Source organism: Streptomyces mangrovi, assembly GCF_900114215.1.
GTDB classification, from domain to species: domain Bacteria; phylum Actinomycetota; class Actinomycetes; order Streptomycetales; family Streptomycetaceae; genus Streptomyces; species Streptomyces barkulensis.
In genome coordinates this window covers 38264-59413 of the sequence record NZ_FOSG01000006.1, presented here as the reverse complement: position 1 = coordinate 59413, position 21150 = coordinate 38264, and the positions used below count along the sequence as shown (strand labels likewise).

The following is a 21150-nucleotide window of genomic DNA, read 5'->3' as shown; positions in this document are numbered from 1 at the left end:
CGTGCAGGGTTCCGGTGAACTCCATGGCAGCCGCTTCAGAGCGGTAATCACCGCGGGGATCACCACGGAAGCGAGCAGGGTGGTATCCCCGGACTCGTCCGGGGCCCCGCGCGGGACCACCGACCCGGACGGTGCCGGGTGTGTGCCGACGACCGTCAGGCCGATGGTGAACGGCCGATGTTCAGGAGCGGTCGCCGCCGACCCCCCGTACGGCCTGTGTCAGGCGCAGTGCCGACAGGACGATCGCGGGCCCCAGGAACCAGACGATCGTCCTGCCCCCGCTTCCGTCACCGACGAGGCAGGCCACCACGACGGCGACACTGACGGACAGCACCGTCAAGGAGAGCACCGTCGCAAGGCGGGGGTTTCGCGGTCGTGAGGCAGCCAGGAGGGTCCATCCCGCCCAGAGGAGCAGGGCGGCGATCGGTACGAGGAACACGGTGCTCCGCCTGTCTGTGGATGGGGGCCGGTGGGGCACCGAGGCGCTCTCGGTGCCCCACCGGGGTGCCTTTCACAGCCGCTTACGGACTGCTGTAACCGGGTTCTCCCTTCCAGCCCTTGAAGCAGTTGACACCCTCGGGGTTGGCGCCGGGGCCGTCGAGGCAGGGCTTGCGCGAATTCCCGGGACGGTCCAACTGACTTGAAAGTGCCGTAGATTGAGGCAGACGACAGAGCGGACACGGCAGCTTCGGCCGGGCGGCGGGTGATCACTGTGGACGGCAAGGCACTGCGCGGCTCCGCACGCCTCGACCAGTCCCGCCGGCACCTGCTGTCCGCCATCACCCACGGCCTCGCGGTCACCCTGGCCCAGGCCGAGGCCGGGTCCAAGACCAACGAGACCCGGCACTTCCAGTCCTTGCTCGCCCTCCTCGACCTGAACGGGGACGTGCTCACCTTCGACGCACTTCACTCGGTGAAAACCAACGTCACCTGGCTGGTGGAGACGAAGAAGGCGCACTACGTGGCGGTCATCAAGCGCAATCAGCCCACCGTCTGGGCACAGTTGGACGGCCTGGACTGGCATGCGGTGACCGTCCAGCACACCACCTCCGACAAAGGGCACGGCCGTCGTGAGTCCCGCTCCATCAAGACTCCGGCCATCGCCGACAACCTCGACGGCATCGCCTTCCCCCCATGGGAAGCTCGCCGTCCGGGTCCACCGCCGCCGCAAAGCCTCCGGCGGGAAGGAGACCCGCGAGACCGTCTACGCGGTCACCAGCCTCGACGCCCACGAGACGAAACCCGCCGAACTCTTCTCCCACCTGCGCGGCCACTGGATCGTGGAAGCCCAGCACAACATCCGCGACCGTACCCTCGCCGAGGACGCCTCCGCAGTCCACGCCGGCAACGCACCCCGCGCCATGGCCACCATGCGCAACCTCGCTGTCGGCGCCCTCAAAACTCTCGGAGCGACCAACATCGCCAATACCACCCGCGCCATCCGCGACCTACCAGAACGAGCCCTCCTCGTCCTGGGCATCACCCCCAAGCCAGGACTGTAAAACGTTCGGTGTGAACCGCCCCGAAGGGCAAGCCACTCGACCCCACCAACCTCACCCGCCGCTTCCGCCGCCTCCTCCACAAGGCCGAGCTCCGGACGATCTGCTTCCACGATCTCCGCCACTCGACTGCCACCCTGCTCCTGGAACAGGGCGTCGACCTCATCGTCATCAAGGAACTCCTCGGCCACGCCCACATCGGCGTCACCGCCACCGTCTACGCCCACGTAAGGCTCCGCCTCCAGCGAGACGCTATCGACGCCCTCGGCGCAGCCCTCAGCCCGACCGGTGACGACCCTGACGCCCCACCCGCCGCAGCCGTCGTCCGCTGACGTTGCCGTCAGCGTTGCCGTCAAACGCCACAGGAGCCCCGCCGGAATTTCCTTCCGACGGGGCTCCTCGATTCCCTCAGATCTCTTATCGGGACGCTTTAGTGGCTTATAGATCCCTGGCCTGACGCCCCATTGCCGTGGACCGAAAACAGGGCGCTCTCAATTGCGTCACGAAGATGCGGACGCGCGTTTCCTGCGTCAGCCTTTCCCAGCAGGATCGGAAGGAATTCTGAATCCGGGTAACCATCTCCCTCAGCATCCTTCATAGCCCACACTTGCAGCCAGATGGCGATCATCATCTCGTTGCAAGCTCGGGCTTGTTGCAGTGCATCCGAACTTCCCTCCGAGAAAATTAAGCGCGCCGATATCCCCAGCCGGTGCCCCAAGGCCAGCAGGAACACTTCCTTGGACTCGGACTCCAGGACCGCAAGCACTCGATCTCGAATATTCATTGATCCATGTCCCAGAAATCCTCGTCCGTCATTGGGCGGCTGCTGCCATAGGGTTCGCGAGGCAAGGAATCGACATCGTATCCGCGATCCCGCAGGACCTTGATCCGAGTGTTTCCATTCGCGATCGTCCCGTCCGGCTTCACTCTCAGCGCCTCCTTCGCCCCTGGCCTCAAGGAAAAGAGGATATCTTCCGTGTCTTGCTTGCCCCAGAAGTCCAGCGAACTCTTATCGAGCGAGCTGTCAGGGTGCAACGACTTCAGAGGCGGATCGCAAGGGCCAGAATTGTGAACCAGGACCGGAGTGGCCCCCGCCAGCACATAGTACGTGTGGATGCCCTGGACAGTGAGGTCGTGGGTGCGCTGGCGCTTGGTGAAGGAGCGGACCTCGTCGACGGCGACAGTGGCCCCGTCGGGAGCACGCAGAGACATGCCGGGAGCGAGCTCGCCGGCGTCCAGCCACTTCTCTTCGCTCTCCACCCAGAAGGGGTGGGTGGTGGTGGAGACAAGAGAGGCGGGGCCGTCTTCGGTGGTGATGGCGAGGTCGACGAAGTGCTTGTCGTCCTCGGTGACGATGGTGGCGACGACCTCACGGGTGGTTGTCTCACCGGTCTCGGGATCGGTGACGACGACCTTGTCACCTATCTCGACGTCTTCGATGCTCTTGGTGGTGCCGTCAGCGAGGAGGACCGTGGTGCCTGGAAGGAAGCTGTGACAGGAGGACTTGCTGAGTCCCTTCTTGGCGGTGAGGAGTGAGGCGGCAATGATGGCGAGGTCCGCGCTGGACTGTGCACTTCTCCCGTTGAAGAACCCGGAGGCTATTTCTTCTCCACTGCCCCACATGGCAGTGATCTGCTCTACCAGGTTCTCCCCGTTTAGCGGATGATACTTAAGGAATTTTTCCCAAGCTGCTTCGCACTCCAATGCACTTACACAGTTCCAGCCATCAGAGATGTTACTCTGAATGAATTCAATTCCTCCGTAGAGAAACTCGGCCGCACGATCTTTTCCGTGACTGAGGAAAGTCTCGAACCATCCCTTTCCTCCGCCGCTTCCGCCCGTGTTACCCAGAACGTCGGCGATGGGCTCGTAGTGCCCCCACTTGATCGGGTCTTCCTTCGCCAGCGCGTTCAGGAGCTCACTGCGATCCTCGTTGCTTCCCCAGTCGAGGTATGGACAGGTAATCGGGTCGCAGCCTTCTCCGCCTTCTTCTGCCGGTCGGACGAGGCCGGTGGGATCGGAGTAGGTGATCGGGCTGTTTCCCGCGTAGGCGTAGCCGTGGAAGGACTCCGTGTCGGCCAAGTTCATGATGGGGTCGACGGAGATGAAGCGGCCGATCGCGGGGTCGTACTCGCGGGCGCCGAGGTGGGTCAGGCCGGTGGCGGTGTCGGTGGTGCCGCCGACGAAGCCCTTGGTGCCGGGCCAGAGCTCCGGTTGCTCGCCGCGCGTGCCGCCGAAGGGCAGGCTGCGGCGCTGGGTCATCGACAGGTCGCTCGCGTCGATGGCGAGGTGGCTGGTGCCGTGGTGGTCGGCGATGGTGAAGGAGACCGTGCCGTCGTCCTCGATGACGGCCTGGTGGCCGCCGGGGAGGTCGACGTAGCGGGTGGCCTTCGGCTCCGTGGTGCCCTTGGCAAGGGTGACCTCGGTGTGGCCGAGGTAGAGGGTGGTCTCGGTCGGGGTGCGGCCGATGAGCCGGTTGCCGTCGGCGTCGTAGAGGTACTCGGTGACCTGGTCGTCCTCACCCTCGATGGGTTCGGTGACCTTGGCCAGGTGTCCCTCGGGGTCCCAGGTCAGCCGCTGGGTGTCGCCGCCGAGGGTGCGGGCGGTGGTGTTGCCGGACTCGTCATAGCCGTAGCTGTCGCGGGCCGTGCCGGTCGGTCCGGTGGTGGTCACCGAGGCCAGTGTGTGCGGCTGCGGGCTGCCGGGCGCGGGGTAGTCGTAGGCCCGCTCGATGTCCTTGGCGGTGTCGCCGGTGGTGTCGTGCTGGGTTTCAGTCAGCCGGTTGCCGGTCTTGTCGTAGGTGTAGGAGTGCCAGTAGGGGGCCGGGCCGCCGAGCACGCCGGCGCTCGGGGCGTCGGCGCAGGTCTGGGTGGGCTGTGTCCACGCTTGGGTGAGGCGGCGCAGGTAGTCGTAGGTGAAGCACTGGTTGTCGGTGCCGGAGCGGGAGACGTCGGTGATGGACAGGACGTTGCCGGCCTCGTCGTAGCGGTATGTGTTGTGCCGGTCGACGCCGTTGATGTCCTGCCGCTCCACGCGGGAGGTGGCCAGGCGCTGGGTGCCCTGCTCGTAGGTGTTGGTGATCTCGGTTCTCGGGCTGCTGCCGGAAGCACCGAGTGAGTACATCAGCGGCAGGCCGACGTGGTTGTAGGTGACGTCGGCGTCGTAGTCGCGTCCGAACACCGAGGTCGTGCGCAGGGTGCGGTCGTCGTAGACGTAGGTGGCGCCGCCGCCGGGCAGGGATCCGGCGGCCGAGTAGTTGAGGCTTCCGATCAGACCGGAAGACTTGTAGGAGGTGGCGGTGTGGTAGGTGCCCGCCAGGGCTCCTTCGGCGGAGGGGATTTCAACGGCGGTTCTGATCGGCCGGTAGTACCGGTCATATGCCGTCACCTTGGAGGTGTACGCGTTCCCGTTGTGGTAGCGGACGGCCTCGGCCAGGTGCCCCTTGGCGCCGCTGATGGTGTCGTAGACCCACTTGGCACGCAGTGTTCCCGTCGCCGAACCCTCGCGCAGTTCGGTCTGGCGGCCCAAGCCGTCGTAGACGTGAGCGAGGGTGGTGCCGCGTGCGTCGGTGGCCGATGTCAGCAGGTTGCGGTCGTCGTAGCGGCTTGTCGTAGTGCCCTTGTCGGGGTCCTTGGCCGTGATCTGTCGGCCGAGTTGGTCGTAGGTGTATTCCCAGGTGTTGCCTGCGGCATCGATGACCTTCGACAGTTCGCCTCGTGAGGTGTAGCGGTAGGCAATGGTGTCGTAGGGAGCGTCGGCCGCGCGGAGGTGGTGCCGACGCAGCTCAGTGCTCTGTCCGCGGGCATCGGTGAGGGTGGTGGTGGCCATTCCGCCCTCTGGCGGAATCACAGTTGTGCGGTCGCCGCCGTAGAGCTTCTCGGTGGTGCCCAGAACGGTTCCGCCGGTGCCGTTTCCGGCGATCTGCCGGACCTCGGTCTCCCGGCCGAGGCCGTCATAGGTGTAGTGGGTCTGGGTCTGTACCGACCAGGCGTTGTCAGGGGCGAAGATCGCGGTTCCGGGGTCGCCTGCGCTGTAGTACGAGGAGAAGGTCTTGGTTTTCAGGCCGCGTTCGTCGTAGAAGACGTCCGCGATGAGTCGGCCCCCATCGGGACCGGGGGCCTGGGTCTGGCGTTCGCGGAGGAAGCCGTCGTAGATCGTGTAGGTCGTGTACTGGCCGGTGCCGTTGTTGCGGGTCTTGATGGCGACCGCGACCGGCTGGTTCTCGTTGACGTAGTAGGTGAACTCGTAGTCCGGGGGGGTGCCCGTGAGGCGACCGGCGAGCCAGACCTTGCTGGAGCGGCCCAGCGCGTCGTAGGCGAAAGCCGTCCGGACGTTGTTGGCGTCGTATGTGGCCTTCGGATGGCCGCGTAGCGGATCCAGTTCCGTGATGGTGGTCAGTGCCGAGGTGCTGTCTCCCTCGACGGCTGGCGGGCCTGTCTCTGTGATTTCCGTGGGAAAGCCGGTCGTCGGGCCGTAGGTGGTGGTCGTGGTGCGGCCGTCGGTGCGCGGCGCGCGGATAAGCGTGCCGTCGCCGGAAACTGTGACGGTGGCAGTCAGGTCGGTGGTGGTCAGCTCACGGCCGTAGGAGTCGAAGGTCGCGCCGGATTCCAGGTAGGTGGCCGTGGTGCCGTCGTGTTTCTTCAGCACCGCGCTCGCAGTGGCGTCGCCCTTGGTGGGGGCATCACCGTAGCCACCGCCGTCGTAGGCGGTGCGGATGTCGGAGATGACGTCACTGGAGCGGTCGGGCGTGGTGGCGCAGTCCTTGGTGACGGTCTCCACCCGGGAGGGCAGGGTGAGGATGTTCTTCTCGGTGTTGGTGGCGTAGGTGGTGCGGGTGCACCGGTTGTCTGCGGCGGTGGAGTTGTCGGCCCGGTCGTCCACTTCGGTGATACGTCCGGCGACGGTGTCGTACGTCTTCGACGAGGAGGTGATGCGCCACTGGCTGCCGGCGCCGTCGTCCAGGGAGGTCCAGGTCCTGGTGTGTGAGGTGCCGGTGAGGTTGGCGGTCACCGTGCCCCAGTCTCGGACCTTCCTGGCGGTTTCGTGGCGCCAGGGCCGGTTGACCGTCTTGCCGAGGATCTTTCCGCCGGGCGCGGAGTAGGTGACGGTCTTGTAGGCGAACCCGCTGGCCGCCTCGTGGTCGGTGATGGGGTCTCCCTCGCCCTCGCCGAGGGAGACGGTGACGGTCTTGGTGGTGTCCCCGGAGGTGTCCTTGCGGTCGCCGTGCATGCCGCGCAGGAAGTAGGTGTCCTGCTGCGTCTCCATGCTGGCGGTGTCCTGCCCACCGGTCTGCACCCGCACGTGCCCGTAGCCTCGCCACTGGGACCAGGTCTTGTGCTTCTCTTTGGTCAGACCGTCGTCATCGTCGTAGTGCCAGGCGGCTCCGCCCAGGTAGCTGTAGCGGGTGGCTTGATCCGGTGCTCCCCCGGTGCGGTCGGAGGCGGTGACGGAGGTGACGACGTACTTGTTGAACCAGTGCAGCTCCGGGTCTTCCTCCGCCGATCCGCCGATGTACTGCGGGAAGCAGCGGGTGGTGTTGGTCTGCGGGGTGGGCAGGGAGGCGGAGTCGCAGGCCGGGGTCGAGTAGTCGACGGTGATCTGGCCGCCGGACTCGTCGGCCACCGTGGACAGGCGTTCCTTGACGAACGGCGCGTACCCGTCTCCGGTCTCGTCCAGCCGGTTTTCCATCTGGCTGTAGTCGAGTGTGGTCTTCGGCAGGGTCACCGTCGGGCTGGCCGTGTGCCCGGTGCGCTGGATGCTGTCCAGCAGGAGCTGGTAGTCGATGTCCGCCATGCCCCAGCGGTGGCCGAGTTTCCAGGAGTCGACCTTGCCGTAGGAGCCGTCGGGTTTGAGGACGTGGGTGGAGACCTCGGTCAGCCGCTTGCGGGTCCAGAAGGTGGGCGACAGGCGCTGATCGCAGTCCTCGCCAGCCTCGCAGTTGAGGTCCCAGGGGGTGTCATACCAGTAGAACGCCTGGTCATCGATGGTGTCCGCGGCGCAGCTCACCCCGGTCTTGGGCAGGCAGCGTTCCGAGCTGGTGAAGTCGACCTTGGCCAGCGGCTCGGCGGTGTACATGCTGGAGGACTTCAGCCCGTACTCGATGCGGTCCAGGTGGCCGCCGCGATCGTAGCGGGTGTCGTCCGACGCCTTCAGGTTGCGCCCGTAGGAGTTGGTCTCCTTGTCGTAGTAGTAGGCGACCGCATTGCCGTGCCGGTCGACGACGTAGTCCAGGTTCCAGCGCCATGCCTGCCGGCACCAGGAGTCGGCGAAGGCGGAGGCGTGACAGGGCTCGCCCGCATCGTCGCCGAAGACGGGAACGGTCCAGGTAGAGGCGGTGGTCTCCTTGCCCGACGCCCAGCCCGGGAGGCGGTTGTAGCCGAAGTAGTAGCGATTGCCCTGCGGGTCTGTCAGCCGCCAGTACTCACCGTTGTCGTCGCCGTTGCCCCGGTTGGTGGAAGTGAGCCTTGTGATTCTGGTGCCGTCGTCCCGCTTGAGCTTCCAGTTGTCTTCACCGGCCGGTACCAGTTCGCCGCTCTTTCCGTTGAAGGATATGAAGGCATTGTCATAACCCCAGCACTGGTCTCCGGGTTTGTTTCCGTCCGCGTTCTTCACTCCGTCGTCGGCGCAGGGCTTGTAGCGGCGCTCGATGTAGCCGGGCCACAGTTCGAAGCCGTCGCCCACCCAGGACGACTGGTTGTTCGTCGTTCCCGTCCGGCCGTCGATGGCTCCGGAGGAGTAAGAGAGGCCGACGCTCGGCTTCATGCCTCCGGGGACCTCGGGCACTGGCATGTCGTAGGACCAAGTGAAGTCGCCGGTGTTGAGATTGGTGTTCCAGGTAGCCGACGGGGAGAGCTGGGTGGCCTTGTAGTCGCCTTTCACACCCTGGTCATCGGCGACTGCGGCCAGCACGGTCGGTGCGTCCGAGCGTAGGGTTACGCTGTCAGAGGTCAGCTTCTGCTGCTCAGTGTCATTGGTGGTGGGGACAGCCCGGCGTGTTGAGCATTTTTTCTTCTCCGGGGTTGTCAGCGCGCACTCGGGCAGTTCCACCAGGGTCAGCCGGGAGGCGTAGCCGCCACCGTATGACTGCGCGAAGGCCGAGTAGTCGACTGTTACACCGGTCTTGCCGGATTTGCCGTCGGTCTGCGGTTCAAGGGTGAGAAGCAGGCCCTCCACTCCTGCCTTGGCAGTCTGTTCGCGCCCCCGTACCCGTGCCTCGACGCTCCCTGCAGCTGCGGCCTCGGCAGCCTTGGCCCGTACTCCAGGGTGTCCGGTTTTCGCCTCCGCCGGTACTTCGAGAGCGACCGGCAGCCCCTTCGCTTTTCTGGGAGGAGGCTCGTCGGAACTTCTCGCTGCGGCCTCGGGAAGCTTCACTACGGCTGTGCCGGCCTTGGGCCAGGCCGCCTTGGGCTTCTCTTTCGGGGTCTTCGGCCCTTTGTGAGTATCACGCGGCCTGACCTTGATGCCCTCTTTTCCTGTTACCGGCGTGCCCAGGTCGAGCGACTGAGAAGGGTTCCCGTCATCGGCCACGACTGCGGGTGCGGAGACCGCCTGCAGCAGCGTTCCCACCATCACTGCCGAGACGGCCAGTGCCGTGCGGCGTCGCAACTTCGATCCAGCTCGGATCACCGTTCTGGCACTCATCTCTGTCTTTACTCCTCATCACAAGAGCCGCACCCGGGCGAGGGACAGCCCAGATTGGCGAAGCAACAGAAATCCGGGGGCTGCCAGGAGCAGCTGCCGGTGCGCCGCCAAGGGCAGCCGTGGCACACCGGATCCGTGGTCAGTTCGGGTCCGGTATCTCGGTCGGAGTTCCATAGAACTGCCCGGCCAAGTAAGACACCTGGTCATCACTCAGTGCGCCTTGGAAGATCCATACGTCATCCGCCAGACCAGGCCAGTGCTCACTGCCTGTACCCGCTGTTGTCAGCCTGCCGACCTGCAGAGAACCAGTGGCTTTGAAAGGCAGTACGTTTTCCGCCCACGGAATGCGGTCCGTGCATGAGGCGTCGTCCGCGTCGCCGTTTCCGTCTTCATCGGCGCAGAGGACTTCGTCCAGGACCCCGTTCACATATAGGCGCACTTCCTTGGAGAAGCCGTCATAGACCAGTGCCAGATGGGTCCAGTCTTCGTTCACGCTGTCAAGAGCGGCCGCGTTGTCCACACTGGTCACATCGGAAGTGGTCGAATCCTCACCCGGCATGGCCAGCTGCCAATGTCCTGGGACTTCAGCGTTGCTGCCTGGTGTGTAGCGCACGGCGAAGGCGCTTTGGTGAGAACCTTCCGCACTGAGCAGGGTCACCGGGGCCTCGGGGATCGCGGCGGCCTTGGCCCAGGCTGTCGCGGTGAAGCTGGCGCTGGTATCGACCGGCACAACATCGGTGGCGGCGTAGTCGTCCACGCCGTCCAGCTCCAGGTAACCGGAGTCGATCCACGGATCCATGCCGCTGACCACGCCGCCGTGGAGGGTCATGGGGCGGCCCTCCGAGGAGGAGTCCGGGGTGGTGACCGGGGAGGCCCCGTCGGTGGACTCGAAGTTCCAGCGGCCCTTGACCAGCGGGCGCTGCTTGAACAGCTGCTGGATCTCGGCCGCGGAGGCGGGTCGGTCGAAGAGGCGGACGTCGTCGATGGCGCCGGGGAAGAAGTTGCCGATGACGCCGCTGTAGGAGCCGGCGCCGAGGTACATGGACTGGTTGGCGTAGAAGGCGCCTTCCAGTGTGGTGGATCCGGCCTTGGTGCCGTTGACGTACAGGGTCAGAGTGTCGGCGACGGTGTCGTGGACGCCGGCCAGGTGGGTCCACTGCCCGGCGTGGGCGGTGGCGCCTTCCGGCTGCATGGCGCGGATGAGGCCGGAGCCCGCGCTGTCGGAGGCGTACTGGTTGACCGCCCACCGGTCGTTGGCGGCCGAGTAGTACAACTCGAAGCCGGGGCGTGCCTGGCCCGCCTGGGCGGCGATGATCGCCGCGTGGCCGGGTTTGTCGTCCAGTTTGGCCCAGGCGGAGATGGTGAAGCTGCGTGCGGTGTTCATGTGCGGGCCGCTGGTCTGCCCGATCCTGGCGTAGGCGTCGGTGCCGTTGAAGTGGGCGGCCTTGCCCGCCATGCCGGGCTCGCCGGGGGTGACGCCGCCGTGGAAGCGGGCGGGCAGCACGTCGCCGTGCCCGGTGATCTGGGTGGCGTCCGCCGCCTCGTCGAGAGGGAAGACCGCCACCGCGGGGCGTCCGGGGTCGCCCACCTGCTGGTGGGCGCCGAGTTTGCCGACCTCGTTGGCGGTGAGCGGCTTGTCGAAGAGCTGGAGGTCGTCGATGGCGCCGGGGAAGAAGTTGCCCGTGGTGCCGTTGTAGGAGCCGGCGCCGATGCTCAGGCCGCGGCGGGCGCTCCATGGGGTGGCGTACGGGGTCTGGCCGATCAGGGTCCCGTCGACGAACAGCTCCAGCATGTCCCGGGCGGAGTCGTAGGAACCCACCAGGTGGGTCCAGGTGCCGGCGCTCACCCCGCCGGGGGTGTCGGCCATCGCGCGGACGATGCCCGCGCCGGCCTGGTCGGAGGTGTACTGGTTGAACACCCAGCGGTCGAACGCCTGGGAGTAGTACAGCTCGAAGCCGGGGCTGTGGTTGCCCGGCTGGGCGGCGACGATCGCCGCGCGGCCGGGCATCGCGGAGAGCCTGACCCAGGCGGAGACGGCGAATCCGCGGCTGGTGTCGACCACCGGGATGTCGGTGGCCGCGTAGTCGTCGGTGCCGTCGAACTCCACGGCGGTGCCCTTCTTGCCCGCCGCCCCGGGGGTGGCGCCGCCGTGCAGGGTCGCGGTGCGGGCCGGGGTGGAGCCTTCGGCCTGGGTGGCGCCGGCCTCCTCGTCCATCTGCCAGGTGGCCCGCTCGGGCTGCCCGGCCTTGACCCGGAAGTGGTAGGTGCTGATCTCCGATCCGTTGCCGGCCGCGTCGAAGGACATCACGGTGACGAAGTTCGCCCCTGGCTTCGCCGGGAGCAGGTCGATGTTCCTGGCGTCGCCGCCGGAGGTGGTGACCTGGTTGGACGGCAGGGGGTCGCTGTTGAGGCCGTACCGGTAGCGGGTCACATCCGTCGAGGAGGAGTCCACCGTGAAGGTGCCGTACTGGCCCACCCCGTCGTACCAGGGGTCGTCCGGGTTCTCCGGGTCCGAGGCCGGATACTCGCCCGAGGAGACCGCCGGGGCCTTGGGCTTTTGGGTGTCGTAGACGAAGTAGCAGCCGGTCGGGTCGCCCGCGTAGGACCACGGCGAGTAGTTCCCGTACCCGGTCGAGTCCGTGTCCCGCACCCGCGCGTACCAGTGGATCTGCGTGTGCTTCGGGATCGTCGTCGGCAGTTTGACGGAGAAGCTGGAGCCGGACTTCTTGTAGCCGGTCAGCGACGGTTTCCAGCGGGCGATCAGACCCTTGCCGTCCCCGTTGTCCCACTTGGCCTGGAACTGCACCGCGACGTTGTCGCCGTCGGGGTCGGTGACATCGCTGGCGTAGATCGTGCCCAGGCTGCGCACCCGCGCCGCATCCGCCGGCCGCTTGCAGGTGCCGCCGTACTCCATCGTCAGCTGCGACATCTTCAGCTGGTACGGCGGGCGGTTGTACACCACCCGCAGGAACGCCTTGTCCGAGAACCGCTTCCATCCGTAGCGGTCGGTCTCGCTGGAGGCCCGCAGCCCGAACGTCATCGTCGACCACTTTCCGTTCGCGGCCTGCTGGACCGCCGACTTCACGTTGAACTCGGCATCCTTCGCGGCGCAGCCCGAGTAGCCGTAGGCGAAGGACTCCGTCTTGAGGTGATCGATCCAGAAGTCGGAGTTGTTCTGGGTGTTCCAGGTCGTGGAGGAGGAGATGCCCTTGGTGCGCCACAGCTGCACCCCGCGCGCCGTACATGAGGCCGACCACACGTTACGGACGACGAACTCCGCCGACAGGATCGACTTGCCCGCGAACTTGGAGACCGGTATCCGGTAGAACAGCCGCTTGGTGTCGTACGGCTTGCAGTAGTCCCAGCCGCAGTAGCCCATGCCGGAGTCCGGCTCGCCGTTGAACTTCCACTGCGGGGAGGAGGCCCAGTACTTCGACGCCATCGTCCAGGCCGAGGCGCGCGGCGAGTACCACTGCGGGTCGATGAACACCGGGTAGACCGTGTCCGCTCCGCGCAGCACCTCCTGGTCGGGGGTGAGGATCAGCTCGCTCCCGTCCTCGGGGACCTCCACGTCCAGCGGCGCCAGCTTGCCCGACTCGCCCGCGCCGGGCTCCCCGCCGGCCTCCCCGGTTTGGGCGGCCGTCTCCTGGGACGGAGCCTTCTGCGCCGCCGCCTCACCGGTCCCGCCGGTGCTGGAGTCCCACATCAGCGGCGTCGGCGCCTCGAAGACCACGCCCTTGGCGCCGTCGTCGATCGCCTCCAGCCCACCCTGGGCGGTCTCGCGGACGTCCATCCCGTCGGCCGCCAGGCTCAGGCGCAGCTCGGCCAGCTCAGGACTGGCCGCCGCCTGCGCCGACTTGACCACCAGCAGCTGGGTGAAGCCGTCCTCCTGGGCCCCCATCCGCAGGTCCACCCCGGGCAGAACCTCCGGATAGGTGGCCGTGTCACCGTCCAGCCGCGGCTCCGGGAGCTCCCCCGGCCAGGTCAGGGCCAGCTCGCGTCCGGCCTTCTCCATCCGCACCAGCGGGGCGTCGCCGCCGCCGGAGAACTCCAGCCCCACAGTGGCCGCCTTCGGCGCCACCGCCCCATCGGGGGTCGCGGCCAGACCGGTGTCGACCGGCTGCCACTTGCCCTTCACCCGGGTACGGACCGGACGCAGATACTCGCGCGCCTCCAACTGCCCGTCCGGGGTGGCGTAGACGTCGCTGCTCTCACCGCGCAGCGACAGGACCTCCACGCTCTCACCGGAACGTTTCGCCTGCGCCAGCGCCTCGTCCTCGGAGAACGCCGACGGCTGCTTCGGCTCTCCGTCCTCGGTGAGCACGCGCTGCGGCCGAGACTGAGCCCACGCCTCCTCGGCGAGGCCGGGTGTCAGCCCCGCGACCAGCACGGCCCCCAGTGCGATGACCACCGGGCCACCGAAGCCGCGCGTGCGGGCACGACGAAACATCCCCCGACCCCCCAGAGAAGACATGAAGATCACGTAAAGGTCCGGAGGAGAACGTAAACGCTTCACCACAAGCCCGCCAGCCCCACCAAGCGGACATCTACCTCTCAATGAGGCACCGAACACGGACAGTTACGTGATGTGTGTCACGTGCACGTGCTGGTCGCGGTGGACCTGAGGCACATTGCAGTTGGGAGAGCGCCCCGTACGCTCCGAGACACAGAAGGTCCGCCGCGAGCCTGATCAGCGGCGTTCCCCTCCACGAGGTGTCGCGGTGGATGGGGGCACGCCTCCATCGGGGTCAAGGCGGACCGATACGGCCCCGGTCGCCTGCCGACAGGCGACCGGGGCCGTCTTCGGCGGCGGGTCAGCGGATGCCGAGGCTCCGCAGGGCGCGACACTGGGCCGGGGAGGGCTTTGCCGGGAAGAGGATGTAGCAGATGCCTCCCGTACCGCTTCTGACCTGGCCTTTGGCGTTGTAGCGCTTCGTGCGCAGCCAGATGTTCTCGAACTGCCGGCGCTTGTAGACGCGGCGGACGGCCTCGTTGCTGTCGCTGGCCGGGTCGTTGGCGATGACGTCGCCGTCCTCCGTGAAGCCGATGACGGTCATCAGGTGGCCCGCGGTGCCGTAGCCCGCGCCGTCGAGTTCGGACTCCATGAAGGACTGGGAGGTGATCAGGGGGATGCCGGCGCGGACCAGGAGCTCGGCGTCCGCGAGGGAGTCCAGGCGGGTCACGATGCCCTGCATGTCGCGGTAGGTGGCCGCGTAGGCGGTGTTGAACGGCCAGTTGCCGCAGCCGGAGTACTGGTAGTCGTAGGTGAAGCGGGCGGCGTGGCAGACCTGGGGGTCGGCGTAGTCGGGGTTGACCCAGGACAGATCCTCGGCGGTGGGCCTGCGGCCCCAGTACTCGATGATCATCTGCGAGGAGGTGGGGCTGCACCACGCCTCGCCGCCGTTGTCGTACTCCGGGTACTGGCCGATGTGGGTGTTCTGCGAGTAGCGCGGAACGTCCAGCTCGACGCCCACGGCCACGCCCGGCGCGGAGGCCGGGACCTCGAAGCGGGCGGGGACGTCGGAGCCCATGGCGCCCAGGCGCCAGACCACCGGGGTGGCGTCGGTGCCGGGGGCGCGGTGGAGGGTGGCGCGCAGCCGGTAGGAGGCCAGGCGCAGGCCGGTGGAGGTGTCGTCGACGGCGAAGGTGTCGGTCCAGACGCTGGACTTGCCGTCGCCCTGGTCGTCCACGGAGGTGCGGCGGATGTCCTCGTCGCCGGCGGCCCAGACGCCCAGGGTGTACCAGGGGGTGTCGGTGCCGTCGGTGTAGGTGCCCCGCATCTCGATCCGGATCCAGGTGCCGGCCGGGGTGTGGGCGTTCCAGGAGGCGACGAGTTCACTCGCGGGCACCGGCGGGCGGTGGACGGGCGAGGTCCACACGGCGTACTCCCAGGCGGCGGTGCGCCCGGTGTGCGGGTCGGTGTAGTCGGTGGTGCCCGCGGGTGCGGCGATGGCGATGCCGGGGCGGCGGCCGGCCGCCACGCGGGTGCCCTGTCCGGTGCCGGAGCGCCAGTCGGCGGCGGAGGTCCAGGCGCGGTAGTCCACCGTGGAGCCGACCCGCGGGCCGTTCCCCCCTCCGTCCCGGCCCGCCCCGGGGGTGGAGGGGGAGGCCGGAAGCGGGGAGGCGGCGGCCGGGGAGAGGGCGGTCTGGGATGCGACGGCCGCTGCGGCGGTGGCGACGGCGGCGGCGAGTACGGTGCGGCGGGTGGCCGGTCTGCTGTCGGTCATGGCGGTGGGTACCCCGGTCCTTCCGTGAGTCGGTGCGCGTGCGGTGTCGCGCGTGGGTGCTGCGCCGATACGGCGGCGGTGGTGGTGGTGCCGCGGACGCACCGCGGAGTGTCCACATCTTCCCGCCGCCGGATCTTCGGGGCCAGTGCTGCGGGCTCCGTACGCCCGAAAACATTGGTGTCGACCAGTGGCGTTGTCCGGCCGGTCGTAGGCTGGAGCGGTGATTCCCCGTGCCCGCTCCGATCTGGCCGACCTGAACGGTCCGGACGGCCTGGACGGCCTGGCCGACCTCGTCCGGCGGCTGCGCTCCCTGCCGCCGTCGTGCGGGCCGGTGCGGCTGGTGGCGGTCGACGGGCACGCCGGGTCCGGCAAGAGCACGCTGGCCGGGCGCCTGGCTGCTCGGCTGGGCGGGGCGCCGGTGCTCCATCTGGACGATCTGGCGAGTCACGACGCCCTGTTCGGGTGGACCGGCCGTTTCCTGGAGCAGGTGGCCACCCCGCTCTCGCGCGGTGAGCCGGCCCGGTACGAGGTGTACGACTGGGAGCGCCGGGTGTTCGGCGGAGCGCGCACGCTGCCGCCCGCGCCGGTGGTGCTGGTGGAGGGGGTCGGCGCGGGCCGCCGCGCCCTGCGCCCTCGTCTGGCCTGTGTCGTATGGCTTGAGGTGCCGCGCGAGGAGGCCTGGGCCCGGGGACGGCACAGGGACGGGCCGGAACTCGCGGGCTTCTGGGACGGCTGGGAGCGCGCGGAGGAGCGGCACTTCGCCGCCGATCCCACCCTCCCCCACTCCGATCTCCTGGTACGGCGGTGCGCGCGGGGATATCTGGTGCTTCCGGGGCCGCGAGGAGTTCGGGAGAAGTCCGCCGAGAATTACGGTGGGTGACGTGGCGTCAGCGGTACGCGCTTCAGCCGTACCGGGCCGTGTGTTCCCTCCCGCACCGGCTTGACCGGCCCCCGGTCCTGGTTCTACGTTCTCCCTGGAAGGCCTGCACAGGCCGTTCCCCTACGAAGCCCCCGGTTGTTCCCCCGTGATCGGGGGCTTCGTCCTGTCCGGATCCTGTCCGGATTCCGCCCGGAGGGCTCCGGCGCGTTCTCACCGTCCGTCACCGAACGCCTGCCACCGGCCCGTCGGCGTCCGTCTCACCTCCGGCCCGCCCATACGCCGTCTACGCCCGAAACCGGGGCGCGGGTACCATGCCAAAGGCTGCGGACGGGCTGGGTCCTGCCCTGCTGCCTGCGGCAACTCCCTTTCGCAGCATGGTCGTTGAGCGTCGTTGAGAACCACCGCCGCCGTCGGGTGACCGCCCGGCGCATACCTTCGGGGGACGTTTCGTGGGGGACGTGAGGGACTACGGCACGCAGCACGTCCACGGTCCGCAGGCCCCCGCCGATCTCGCCTGGCTGCGCGGCGTCGACGCGTACACCGTGGGCTCCTACACCCATGCCGAGGAGGAGTTCCGCGCCGCCGTGCGCATCGACCCGGGCATGGCCGACGCCTGGCTGGGGCTGCACGCCCTGCGCGTGGACACCGCCACCGCTCTGCTGCGGATGCACGAGCACCGCCACCGCTTCGGCGAGCAGCGCACCCGGCACGGTCGTGCCCTCAACTCCTGGTACTGGCTGGGCTGGTGGGTGCAGCCGGTGCTGGAGAGCGAGCGCGACCTGCTGCTGGCGCACGCCTCGCACTGGCTGGACGGCCGCCGTACGGCGGATCTGGACCGGGCGCTGGCCGAGTGCCCGCCGGTGGAGGCCGACCCCCAGGTGCGGTTCCTGCACGCCTGCCGTGCCTATCTGGCCAAGGACTGGGAGCTGCTGGTCCGGCACACCGAGCCGCTGGTGGGCGATCCGCTGCTGGGGGTGGAGGCGAGCCTGTTCGCGGGCATGGCCCGGGTGCGGCTGGAGATGTACGGGCAGGCCGAGCCGCTGCTGGCCGCCGCCCTGATGCGCTGCCGCAGCGAGCAGCCGCAGCGCAAGGAGCTGCGCTACTGGCTGGCCCGGGCCCGGGAGGGCACCGGGCGCAGCGCGTCGGCGCTGCCGCTGTACCGGGCGGTGTACCGGGTGGATCCGGCGTTCATGGACACCGCCGCCCGGCTCACCGCCATCGCCGAGGGCGACGGGCTGGACGACGCGCCGGAGGCGGCGTCCGCGGCCGTGACGGTCGTGGACGCCGCCGACGGGGCGGGGGATGTGCCGTTCGACGGCCTGCCGGGTGACATGCCTGCCGGCGGGGGGTGGTCCGCCGACGGTGCGGACCTCGCCGATCCGGCCGCCGGGGGCCTGCTCCCCGGGGGTGCGACGGGCGGCGGCACGGGCGGTGGTGTGAGCGGCGGCGTGAGCGGGCCCGTGCCGGTGGAGGCGGACTGGGCTCGGGAGCGGTCCTTTGGCCGCCGGGGGACGGCCGGGCGCTTCCCGGCGGGGCCGGCCGACCCGGTGCTGCTGGCCCGCGCGATGGAGGAGCTGGAGCGCATGGTCGGCCTGGAGCCGGTCAAGCGCCAGGTGCGGGCGCTGTCGGCGCAGCTGCACATGGCGCGGCTCCGTGCCGAGCAGGGGCTGCCCGTCCAGCCGCCCAAGCGGCACTTCGTCTTCTCCGGCCCCTCGGGTACGGGGAAGACGACGGTGGCGCGGATCCTGGGGCGGGTGTTCTACGCGCTGGGCCTGCTGGGCGGCGACCATCTGGTGGAGGCGCAGCGCTCCGATCTGGTGGGCGAGTACCTGGGCCAGACGGCGGTCAAGGCGAACGAGCTGATCGACTCCGCGCTGGGCGGGGTGCTCTTCGTGGACGAGGCGTACAGCCTGTCCAACACCGGTTACGGCAAGGGCGACGCGTACGGCGACGAGGCGCTCCAGGTGCTGCTCAAGCGTGCCGAGGACAACCGGGACCGGCTGGTGGTGATCCTGGCGGGCTATCCGGAGGGCATGGACCGGCTGCTGGCCGCCAATCCGGGCCTGGGCTCGCGTTTCACCACCCGGGTGGACTTCCCCAGCTACCGCCCGCCGGAGCTGACGGCCATCGGCGAGGTGCTGGCGGCGGAGAACGGCGACGTGTGGGACGAGGAGGCGCTGGAGGAGCTGAGCAGCATCAGCGGCCATGTGGTGGACCAGGGCTGGATCGACGAGCTGGGCAACGGCCGTTTCCTGCGCACCCTGTACGAGAAGTCCTGCGCCTACCGCGATCTGCGGCTGTCGGACTACCCGGGCGCGCCCTCCCGGGAGGAGCTGGCGACGCTGCGGCTGCCGGATCTGATGCAGGCCTATGGCGAGGTGCTGTCCGGCCGCGGCCCCGAGGGACCGCGGCGCGACCCCCCCTCGTTCACCTGACCTCCGCTCCGAGGCGGTGCGGAGGCCCGGTACGGGGCGCGGCCCCGGACCGCCCGGGCCGGAGGGGCGCGGGTCAGTGGGTCGCGGGTCAGCGGGAGGACGGCCCCGTGCCGTGGCTCTCGGCCAGCGCGCGCAGCGCCTTCGCGTCCCGGATGGCCTGCTGTTCGGCGACGCCGGGCTGAATGCCCATGGCGGGCAGGGTGGTGCCGTCGGCGAGGTCGAGGAGGACCCAGGGGTCGCCGGGGCGGAGGTTCACCTTGATGATCTCCGCCCATTCCAGGTGGCGGACGGTGGTGAGGTTGACGACCGTGACGCCGCTCTCCTCGGCGACCACCTTCGGGCGGCTGAGCAGGGCGAGGACGCCGAGGAACAGCAGGCCGGTGAGGACGAAGGAGGCCCGCTCCCCCGCACCGAGCCCTTCCAGCATCATCGCGACCGTGGTGAGGGTGGCCAGGATCGCGACGCCGACCGACAGCAGGACGGCGCGGGTGCGGGCGGGCCGGAAGGTCACCGGCAGTTCGGGGCCGGAGCCGGGGTCTGCGCCGGGCTCGGGGGCGGGGGCGGGCACGTGCGTCGCTCTTTCGGTGGGTCGGTGCTTCGTCGTCTCGGTGCCTCGGTGGGTGCCTGCGGCCTCAGAGGCGGCAGGCGTGGATGCCGGTGGTGAGGATCGCCCGGGCGCCCAGCTCGTACAGGTCGTCCATGATCCGCTGGGCCTCCCCGGCGGGCACCATGGAGCGCACCGCGACCCAGCCCTCGTGGTGCAGCGGCGAGATGGTGGGCGACTCCAGGCCCGGGGTGAGGGCCACGGCCTGCTCGACCTTCTCGGCGCGGATGTCGTAGTCCATCATCACGTAGCGCCGGGCGACCAGGACGCCCTGCATGCGGCGGAGGAACTGCCGCACCTTGGGGTCGTCGGCGGGGGCTCCGGTGCGCCGGATGACGACGGCCTCGGACTCCAGGATGGGCTCGCCGATGATCTCCAGTCCGGCGTTGCGCAGCGTGGTGCCGGTCTCGACCACATCGGCGATGATCTCGGCGACGCCGAGCTGGATGGCCGTCTCCACCGCGCCGTCGAGGCGGACGACGGAGGCGTCCACCCCGTTGTCGGCCAGGTGCTTGGCGACCAGGCCGGGGAAGGAGGTGGCGATGGTCATGCCGCCGAAGTCGCCGACGTCGCCCGCCGTGCCGGGGCGGGTGGCGTAGCGGAAGGTGGAGCCCGCGAAGCCGAGCCGGAGGATCTCCTCGGCGGCGGCCCCGGAGTCCAGCAGCAGGTCGCGGCCGGTGATGCCGATGTCGAGCTTGCCGGAGCCCACGTAGACGGCGATGTCGCGGGGGCGGAGGAAGAAGAACTCGACCTCGTTGTCGCTGTCCACCAGGACCAGCTCGCGGCGGTCCTTGCGCTGCTTGTAGCCGGCCTCATGGAGCATCGCCGACGCAGGCTCGGACAGTGAACCCTTGTTGGGGACGGCGATGCGCAGCATGGGGCGGTCTTCCTTCGCTTCTTCGGGCCGGTGCGAGCGGCGCGCGGTGAGGTCGTGCGGGCAAAGTGGTGCGGGTGGGGAGGCGCGGTCGGCGGTGACGGCGCCGGAGGGGATCCGGGGGACGCTTCCTACAGGTGAGCGTATACGTCGTCCAGGTCGATGCCCCGGGCGACCATCATCACCTGAAGGTGGTACAGCAGTTGGGAGATCTCCTCGGCGGTGCGCTCGGCTCCCTCGTGCTCCGCGGCCATCCACACCTCGGCGGCCTCCTCGACGACCTTCTTGCCGATGGTGTGGACGCCCGCGGCCACCAGTTCGGCGGTGCGGGAGGTGGCGGGGTCGCCGGTGGCGGCCTTCTGCCGGAGCTCGCCGAAGAGCTCCTCGAATGTCTTGTTCGCCATGGTGCCCCCTACCCTACGCCGGTCGCGGGCCCGCTCACCGCCAGGGCTCGGCGACGGTGCGCAGGACGGCGGCCGTGGCGACGGCGGCGGTGACCGCCTCGTGGCCCTTGTCCTCGCTGGAGCCCTCCAGCCCGGCCCGGTCCAGTGCCTGCTCCTCGGTGTCGCAGGTCAGCACGCCGAAGCCGACGGGAACGCCGGTCTCCACGGAGACCTGGGTGAGGCCGGAGGTGACGCCCTGGCAGACGTAGTCGAAGTGCGGGGTGCCGCCGCGGATGACGACGCCGAGCGCGACGACCGCGTCGTAGCCGCGGGCGGCCAGCACCTTGGCGGCGACGGGCAGCTCGAAGCTGCCGGGCACGCGCAGCACGGTGGGCTCGTCGATGCCCAGCTCGCCCAGGGCGCGCAGCGCGCCGTCGAGCAGGCCGCCCATCACCTTCTCGTGCCACTGCGCGGCGATCACGGCCACGCGCAGGTCGCCGCAGTTCTTGACGGTCAGTTCGGGGGCGCCCTTACCGCTCACGTTGCTCCTCGTCGGTGGGTCGTTCGGTGGGTCGTTCGGTGGTGGGCCGGAATGTCCGGTGGGGCC

11 protein-coding genes and 2 pseudogenes are annotated in these 21150 nt (G+C 69.0%); 5 read left to right on the top strand and 8 right to left on the bottom strand.

Annotated features, from left to right (window positions below; all coding sequences use genetic code 11):
- Positions 1 to 181: 181 nt before the first annotated feature.
- Positions 182 to 340 (bottom strand): hypothetical protein, encoded by a 159-nt coding sequence (locus BM237_RS29245; protein WP_175540961.1) that lies wholly within the window; start codon positions 338 to 340, stop codon positions 182 to 184.
- Between the two features lie 363 nt (positions 341 to 703).
- Here BM237_RS29245 and BM237_RS29835 point away from each other — a divergent pair.
- The 3 genes and pseudogenes from BM237_RS29835 to BM237_RS10340 all read left to right on the top strand — a co-directional run.
- Positions 704 to 1030 (top strand): annotated as a pseudogene (locus BM237_RS29835) (ISAs1 family transposase); the annotation flags it as partial.
- 40 nt (positions 1031 to 1070) lie between these two features.
- Positions 1071 to 1502 carry a hypothetical protein gene (locus BM237_RS29830; protein ID WP_245793563.1) on the top strand — a complete coding sequence of 144 codons (432 nt, stop codon included), beginning with the start codon at positions 1071 to 1073 and terminating at the stop codon, positions 1500 to 1502.
- Positions 1503 to 1516: 14 nt separating this feature from the next.
- Positions 1517 to 1831: pseudogene (locus tag BM237_RS10340) on the top strand (tyrosine-type recombinase/integrase); the annotation flags it as partial.
- 448 nt (positions 1832 to 2279) lie between these two features.
- Here BM237_RS10340 and BM237_RS10335 read toward each other — a convergent pair.
- The 3 genes from BM237_RS10335 to BM237_RS10325 all read right to left on the bottom strand — a co-directional run bounded on the left by BM237_RS10335 (position 2280) and on the right by BM237_RS10325 (position 15367).
- Positions 2280 to 9068 carry an RHS repeat-associated core domain-containing protein gene (locus BM237_RS10335; RefSeq protein ID WP_093849487.1) on the bottom strand — a complete coding sequence of 2263 codons (6789 nt, stop codon included), beginning with the start codon at positions 9066 to 9068 and terminating at the stop codon, positions 2280 to 2282.
- Positions 9069 to 9279: 211 nt separating this feature from the next.
- Entirely contained in the window at positions 9280 to 13590 is a 4311-nt protein-coding gene (locus BM237_RS10330; RefSeq protein WP_093849281.1) for a LamG-like jellyroll fold domain-containing protein, read from the bottom strand.
- A 364-nt stretch (positions 13591 to 13954) separates the two neighbouring features.
- Positions 13955 to 15367, bottom strand: a complete 1413-nt coding sequence (locus BM237_RS10325; protein WP_093849280.1) for a C39 family peptidase — start codon at positions 15365 to 15367, stop codon at positions 13955 to 13957.
- A gap of 271 nt (positions 15368 to 15638) precedes the next feature.
- Here BM237_RS10325 and BM237_RS10320 point away from each other — a divergent pair, with 271 nt between their 5' ends.
- Together BM237_RS10320 and BM237_RS10315 are read left to right on the top strand one after the other, a co-directional pair.
- Positions 15639 to 16247 carry a uridine kinase family protein gene (locus tag BM237_RS10320; protein ID WP_093849486.1) on the top strand — a complete coding sequence of 203 codons (609 nt, stop codon included), beginning with the start codon at positions 15639 to 15641 and terminating at the stop codon, positions 16245 to 16247.
- Positions 16248 to 16696: 449 nt separating this feature from the next.
- The gene (locus tag BM237_RS10315; RefSeq protein ID WP_093849279.1) at positions 16697 to 18682 is read left to right on the top strand and encodes an AAA family ATPase; all 1986 of its coding nucleotides are present in this window, start codon (positions 16697 to 16699) and stop codon (positions 18680 to 18682) included.
- A gap of 88 nt (positions 18683 to 18770) precedes the next feature.
- On the opposite strand, the gene BM237_RS10310 is transcribed toward BM237_RS10315, so the two are convergent.
- The 4 genes from BM237_RS10310 to ribH all read right to left on the bottom strand — a co-directional run bounded on the left by BM237_RS10310 (position 18771) and on the right by ribH (position 21084).
- The gene (locus BM237_RS10310; protein ID WP_093849278.1) at positions 18771 to 19250 is read right to left on the bottom strand and encodes a PH domain-containing protein; all 480 of its coding nucleotides are present in this window, start codon (positions 19248 to 19250) and stop codon (positions 18771 to 18773) included.
- 64 nt (positions 19251 to 19314) lie between these two features.
- Positions 19315 to 20163, bottom strand: a complete 849-nt coding sequence (hisG, locus tag BM237_RS10305) for an ATP phosphoribosyltransferase (protein WP_093849277.1) — start codon at positions 20161 to 20163, stop codon at positions 19315 to 19317.
- 128 nt (positions 20164 to 20291) lie between these two features.
- Complete coding sequence (locus tag BM237_RS10300; protein WP_093849276.1) at positions 20292 to 20564, bottom strand: phosphoribosyl-ATP diphosphatase; 273 nt, start codon at positions 20562 to 20564, stop codon at positions 20292 to 20294.
- A gap of 34 nt (positions 20565 to 20598) precedes the next feature.
- Complete coding sequence (ribH, locus tag BM237_RS10295) at positions 20599 to 21084, bottom strand: 6,7-dimethyl-8-ribityllumazine synthase (RefSeq protein ID WP_093849275.1); 486 nt, start codon at positions 21082 to 21084, stop codon at positions 20599 to 20601.
- Between the last annotated feature and the right edge of the window lie 66 nt (positions 21085 to 21150).